This window comes from Mesorhizobium sp. (assembly GCF_017306585.1).
Classification (GTDB): Bacteria; Pseudomonadota; Alphaproteobacteria; order Rhizobiales; family Rhizobiaceae; genus Mesorhizobium.
This window is the reverse complement of sequence record NZ_JAFKIC010000069.1, coordinates 1-6,189: the sequence shown is the minus strand read 5'-3', so window position 1 is coordinate 6,189 and position 6,189 is coordinate 1. Positions and strand designations below refer to the sequence as shown.

Here is a 6,189-nt window from a genome sequence, read left to right as displayed (position 1 = left end):
ATGGATTCTTGCGAAGGGGACCCCCACCCTAACCCTCCCCACAAGGGGGAGGGAACGCTGCCGCGCGCCCTATCCATCTTCATGTTGAGGATCGAAACCTCACTATTGGTCGCAATCAGCGCCGGCCAAGTCTCCCTCCCCCTTGTGGGGAGGGATTAAGGGTGGGGGTCAATCTTCGTAAAAAACCATATGCGATTGCCCTGCACGGAGCGGTGGCTGCTCGTGGCCATGCGGCGATGCACTCCGGCTCAGCCGCCGCGGCGGAAACCGGCCGAGACGAGATTGGCCTTGCGCCAGACGACGCAGCGATTCCGCCCGGCGGCCTTGGCCTGGTAGAGGGCGTCGTCGGCATTGGCCAGCAAGGCATCGAGATCGGCCAGACCGGGATCGAGCCTGGCAATGCCGAAGCTGGCGGTAACGCCAAGCCTCACGCCGCTCACCGAAATCACCGCCTGCTCGATCGCCGCGCGCAGTTTTTCCGCCACTTCGGCCACGCCGCGCAGGCCCGTATGGGCGACGAGCACGGCGAACTCCTCGCCACCCAGCCTGCCGAACAGGTCGGTGGAGCGCAGATGCTGCCTGCAGGCCGCGGTGACGGTGGCCAGCACCTTGTCGCCGGCGGCGTGGCCATGACGGTCGTTGACCAGTTTGAAATGGTCGAGATCAAGCACGATGCAGCCGAGATGATGTTTGTGGCGCTGCGCCAGCGCCACGGCATAGCCGCCCTGTTCCTGGAAGGCGCGGCGTGACAGCACGCCGGTCAGGCTGTCCACCGTGACCAGCCGGCGCAACTCCAGTTCGTCCATCGCCATCTGCGCCAGATCGGACAGGATGGCTACTTCGCGCTTGCCGAAGGGCCGGGGTTCGCGGCCGATGGCGCAGACGGTGCCGATGGCATGGCCATCGCCGGTGCGCAGCGGCACGCCGGCGTAAAAGCGGATATGCGGTTCGCCGGTGACATGCGGATTGTTGGCGAAACGGGCATCGTTCAGCGCATCCGGGACAATTGTCGGGAGCAGGTCCTTGATCGTGTGCCTGCAGAAGGTCTGGTCCCTGGCGGCCTCGCGGTGGTGGAGGCCCTCATAGGCCTTGTACCACTGCCGATGCCCGTCGATCATCGAGACGATAGCGATCGGCACGTCGAATATGTTGCAGATGAGACGCGCGATGCGGTCGAAACCTTCCTCGCGCGGTGTGTCCATGATGTCGAAGCGCTCGAGGGCGGCGAGCCGCGCTGCTTCGACACGATCATCTTCCACGACCAGCGGCGGCGCGTCGATAAAGTTTCTGTGCATTGAACCCAGCTCTGTTGATACCTCCCCCAAGCGCGCGCCGCCGCGACATTGGGATCGGCCTTGTGAATCTTCGGTAAAGCCCCCTCGGCAGGCCACCGTTGCGATTTCCATGTATTTCGGAGGGATCTACCCGTTCCCCCGAACATCCGTTGCAGTTTCCGTCAGCCTCGACAGCTGTTTCTTATGGTTGCGACATCCATGCCGTTGTCGAAGATCCTGGACAGGATGCCGCGTGCGGCTTCAGCCCTTTCCCTGGCTTTGCCGCGAAGTTCGTCGCCGCCGAGCCTGGCGGGCGCATGTGTCTCATGATCCCAGACTGTCCAGGTCCCGTCTCTGTCTTGCATGCACTCAAATCTGGCCTGTCCACGCGTCATCGGCCCGCTCCGCAGGGTCAATTTAGAGACAACGCATCTACTGGCCAGAAAGTTTCAACACGTCGGGTAATAAAGTGTGAAATCTCAAGTAGATAGATGGTCAAATGCAACCTCATGCAACTTCCGATAAGCGCTTTTCAAGAGTATGCGCGAACTGTTCTTGTCAGGCCGGCGGTCATTTCCCGAGGCTCGGGAACACAATTTCGCCGCCTTGGCGCGACGCCTCGTCGATGGCTCTCCGGGCCTAACAGCGGATGCGCCCCGCTTTGCAAACCGGCCGGGCCTTGCTAGGAGGAGCAGGGCGGGTGGCGGCGTGAGGGGAACTCATGGTTGCCGATATCATCAGGCCGATCGGCTTGAGTTTTTCGCTGCTGCGGCGGTTCTGGCCGCAGCTTATGGCGCTGGTGCTGGCCGGGGTGCTGGCCGGCGATCTTCTGATGCAACTGGCGGCCAGGGTGGCGCTGGCCAACCACTTCGCCGGGCTCGCCATGCTGACCCTGGTGGCGCTGGCGCAGCTGGTGGTGACGGTGGCGATGTTCCATGTGCTGCGCCCCGGCCTGCCCAATGTGCTGGCCGCCCAGCGCAGGGACGAGGCGCAGGAGCGCGGCGAAGAGCCCGAGGCGGGGCGGCGCGGCTCGCGGCTGGTGCGCATGATCACCATCGCGCTGCTGCCGTTCTTCGCCTATTACGCGGCCTGGGGCTTTCTCGGCGATATCGTGCGGCAATATTCGCGCGAAACGCTCGACCAGGCCGATTTCGGCCAGGCCGCCAATGTGCTCGACGTGCTGGATTCACGCTGGCTGCTCATCTCGGTGGCGGTGTCGTGGCTCGTCCGGCGGCTCGCCAAGTTCATGCAGGCCAGGACCGGGCAGGCCAAGACCGGGAAAACGAAGATCGGCGCCGCCTCGTTCTGGCAGATCGTGGTGGTGATCTGCGAGACCAACTGGATCTTCGTCGGTCTCTATGTGATCAGCCGCTGGAAGGACACGGCGCTGCAATGGCTGATGAGCCGCAATGTCTGGTCCGTGCTGCGGGCCGCCGCCGATGGGCTGGCGAGCCCGGTGCCGGCGGCGACCGCCGCCCCCATGGTGCCGGTCGAGATAAGCTCGATCGCGCCTTCGACGGTTGCCGTCAACCTGTTCTTCTTCATGCTTCTGCCGCTGATCTGGCTCGTCATGGCGGCGCTGATCTATGGCTATGACGTGCGCGACGACGCGGCCCTTATGCGCGCCAGCAGCCGCGTCGAGCGCGCCGGCCAGCGCTATGCCGGCATGCCGAAATTCCTGCGCGATTTTATCGACCATTTCATCAAGGGCTACCGCTCGCGCTACCTGCCGATCGCCAATGGCGTGCGGCTGACGGTCAGCTCCAGCCTCGTGTTGCTGTGCACGCTGATCGTCGGCTACCGGCTCATCGACTGGGGCGCGGCCTGGCTGTGGCTCGGCGCGACGCGGCTGATCGGCCCGCATGAGCTCGACGTCTGGCAGATTTTTTCGCGCGGCGTGACGCTTCTGTTCGGCAGCCCGTTCCAGGATTCCTCCACCGGCCTGCTGATCGAGCCGCTGCGCATATGTTTCCTGGCCGCCGTGCTGGAAACGGCGTTTAAGCTGACGAAGGGGGCGGAGGAGGTTGGGGCAGTCGAAGCCCGAAAATAGGATTTTTTGTTGATGCCGGCCTTACAGGACCTGGGTTCCTCGCCCCCGCAAAGCGGGGGAGAGGTGGCCGCGAAGCGGTCGGAGAGGGGGCTTCGTAAGGCGCCCTCCCGCAATGAGATGTCCAAGCATCCTCCTGCAAGGTCGGCGCTGCCCCCGCTCCGTCTCGGCTTCGCCGAGCCACCTCTCCCCCACTTGCGTTGGGGGCGAGGAACCCAAGTCCTGCTTCGCTTACTTCGGCGGTCGCTGAAAGCGCAGGTACCACGGCCGCTCGCTGCCCAGCCCAACCGCCGGGCGGATGGTTTTCACCGCATCCTGCGGGATGATGAAGGTGTCGCCCACGGTGATCGTGTCGCCCGGCTTGGCGCCGGAGAAGATCGCCGAGGCGCAGTTCATCACCCCGTCCGGCAGGCCGACGCCGGCGATGATATCGGGCAGCCAGCGGTGGCCGGCGGCATCGATGAGCATGAGCTTGCAGCCCAGCCATTGTTTCTGCAGGTCGGGATCGCGGATCGTGACCGTGAAGGTGGCGATGACGGCGAAGGCGCCCTCGGGCAGGCGGCCGGCCTTGCCGCCGCGCAGATCGGCGAGTTTCCAGCTGCCGCCGCCGAACGGCACGGACTGGCCGAAGGCGATATCCCTGGCGATGAGGTCCTCGCCGCGCAGCCATTCGCGCACGCTGTCGAAGCTGGTTTCGGCCAGCGTCAACGGCAGCAGCACCGCCAAGGCCAGCAGGCCGCGCCGGCGCCATTTTTTCTCGGCCTGCGGGTCGGCGGACGGTTCCGCGTCTGTCGAAACGGCGGTCATGGCCTGGTCTCTTGTGCCGGGCCTTGCGGCCCCTGATCCTGCGGCCCTTGATCCCGCGGCGGCGCGTCGAGATCGTATTGCGGCAGGATATCCGCCGGCTGGCCGTCGGGTCCCGTTCGCACGCCGTCGAGGCTGATGCGCGCCTGCGCGTCGAGCGGGCCGAACCGGCGCGCGGCGATCAGGAGTTTTGCGCCGCGGATCTGGTCCGGCGGCACTTCGAAGACGAACAGGCCCAATTTGCCCAGGCCCGGATCGACGCCGTGCGGCGGCATGTCCTGGCGGTAGCCCAGCCGCTCGGTCTGGTTGTAGCGCAGGTCGGTCGGGCCTTGCCAGGTGCCGTCCGCGACCGTGGTGGAAGCGTCTGTCGCGGTGAGGCTGGTGGTGGCCACGGCCCACAGGCCGCTGGTGGTCAGCAGTTTTTCCTGGCCGAACTGATTGGTCTTGAGCTGGCGGGCAAAGACCACCTTTTCCAGCCTGACGTCGAAGCTGCGGGCATGCACCCGCTTGCCCATGGCGCCGTCGACGGGGAGCGGCGCGGTGAGGTCGGCATAATGCGGTTTCGTCACCTGCATGCCGTAGCTCAGCGCCACCGTGGCGGCGAGAATGGCAAGATTGCCGAGCACGCGGATTTTCATGAGCCGCCCTCAGTGTCCGTCGCCGGCATGTCGGCCACCGGCAAGGTGACGGTGCCGAGCCTGTAGGGATTGAACCAGCCGGGCATGCCGTAGAGATTGTCGCGCGGCTTGAAGATTTCCGATGTGACGCCGAAGCCAAGGCTTGACGGCACCGCCGCGTCGCCGGCCAGCGCCCAGACATAGGCCATGCGCTCGGTCATGCCGGGATGGAGCTCCGGCGTCAGCGTGGAATCGCGTGTCAGCGCGATCATCGGCTGCCTGTCGGCGAGCGTCAGGCCTTCCGGCTCGAACACATCGAAATAGGCCTTGTCGGATTGGGCGGTGCGGTTGGTCATGTCGGCCTCCAGCACCAGCGCCTTCTGGCCGGGCTTGAGCAGCACGCCATAGACCTTGGCATGGCTGACATAGGCGCGCACCGGCTGCACGCGCCAGCGCCCGGCATCGATGGCCGCGCCGGGCGGCAATTGCGGCGGGGCATGCGCGGGCAGGGCGCCGAAGGCGCCCATGACGCCGGCGACGAACAGCGCCGCGATGGTTCCCGCGCCGGCCGTTATCCAGGTCTGTATCTTGCTGCGGGCAGTGTTGAACATTCTTCTTGAAAATGCACGTCGAACGAACCGCCACCCGCGCCCACTCTAGAAAGAAAAAGCCGGGATTGGAACCCGCGAATAGGCGGCTCCTGACATGCCGTGTCAGGCCGCTTCGCGTGCCCACAGACGGTCACCATAGCGGCGGAAGAAACGTGCCGTCAGCCGCTGCTGCCTTGCCCTGGCCAGATCGGGCAGGCGCCGCTCCTGGCGCCAGCGCGGCATGTTGCGCCAGCAGGCGATGAAGTGCGTGGCATCCTCGATGGCTTCCTCAGCCGACAGCGCCGGGCCGATCGCGGCCATGAACAGCGCCTGCGACAGTTTCAGCGCGTCGATGACGGCCTTGCGCCTGACATGCTCCCGGCGGGCAAGCGCGATGCCGTTGCGGCGGATCGCGTCGAAGGCTTCGAGCAGGGCAGGGCTGTCGCCGGTGTAGCCGCAGGCGCGGGCGAAGTCGGCGTCATCCATGCGTGCTCCCAATCTGCGCGGCCATTTTTCCGCGCGGCAATTTCCAGCCGACTCACGTTTGCGAGTTCATAAAAGCATAACTCAAAAAGCTATAGAAGAAAAACTTTTGGGCAAATCGGCAAACTGCGACTCGACTCGCGGCTGAAAGCACACGAATATGTGAACAAATCAGGAACATAAGAGTGGGGGAGCGATGGCATTGCCGGGCAGGGAACCAGTGGTTGCCGAGGTCGCCTCGCTGTCGGTCGAGTGCGGCGATTGCGGTCGCAATAGATGGTGGCGGCCGGATCAATTGAAGCGGTTCGGGGTCACGGGAAACACGCCGCTGGCCGAGCTTTCCGGTCGCATCGTCTGCTCGGCCTGCCGCGCCG

At 65.1% G+C, this 6,189-nt stretch carries 6 protein-coding genes; 1 reads left to right on the top strand and 5 read right to left on the bottom strand.

The genetic code is table 11. The features are described 5' to 3' along the window. Positions 1 to 248: 248 nt before the first annotated feature. Positions 249 to 1,295, bottom strand: coding sequence for a sensor domain-containing diguanylate cyclase (locus J0I79_RS02555; protein ID WP_292855161.1), 1,047 nt, complete (start codon positions 1,293 to 1,295; stop codon positions 249 to 251). Between the two features lie 700 nt (positions 1,296 to 1,995). Between J0I79_RS02555 and J0I79_RS02550 the strand changes: the two genes are divergently transcribed. Further along, positions 1,996 to 3,324: a hypothetical protein gene (locus J0I79_RS02550; protein WP_292855160.1), complete on the top strand. Its 1,329-nt coding sequence runs from the start codon at positions 1,996 to 1,998 to the stop codon at positions 3,322 to 3,324. A gap of 228 nt (positions 3,325 to 3,552) precedes the next feature. Here the strand turns inward: J0I79_RS02550 and J0I79_RS02545 are convergent, their stop codons facing one another. The 4 genes from J0I79_RS02545 to J0I79_RS02530 form a co-directional block, all read right to left on the bottom strand. Continuing rightward, positions 3,553 to 4,128: a hypothetical protein gene (locus tag J0I79_RS02545; RefSeq protein WP_292855159.1), complete on the bottom strand. Its 576-nt coding sequence runs from the start codon at positions 4,126 to 4,128 to the stop codon at positions 3,553 to 3,555. Further along, positions 4,125 to 4,763: a hypothetical protein gene (locus J0I79_RS02540; RefSeq protein ID WP_292855158.1), complete on the bottom strand. Its 639-nt coding sequence runs from the start codon at positions 4,761 to 4,763 to the stop codon at positions 4,125 to 4,127. Before J0I79_RS02540 ends, J0I79_RS02545 begins: the two co-directional genes overlap by 4 nt. Beyond that, on the bottom strand, positions 4,760 to 5,353 hold the full coding sequence (locus J0I79_RS02535) for a hypothetical protein (RefSeq protein ID WP_292855157.1): 594 nt from the start codon (positions 5,351 to 5,353) through the stop codon (positions 4,760 to 4,762). The genes J0I79_RS02540 and J0I79_RS02535 overlap by 4 nt, the downstream gene beginning before the upstream one ends. A gap of 102 nt (positions 5,354 to 5,455) precedes the next feature. Continuing rightward, positions 5,456 to 5,818 (bottom strand): hypothetical protein, encoded by a 363-nt coding sequence (locus J0I79_RS02530; RefSeq protein ID WP_292855156.1) that lies wholly within the window; start codon positions 5,816 to 5,818, stop codon positions 5,456 to 5,458. Positions 5,819 to 6,189: the final 371 nt, after the last annotated feature.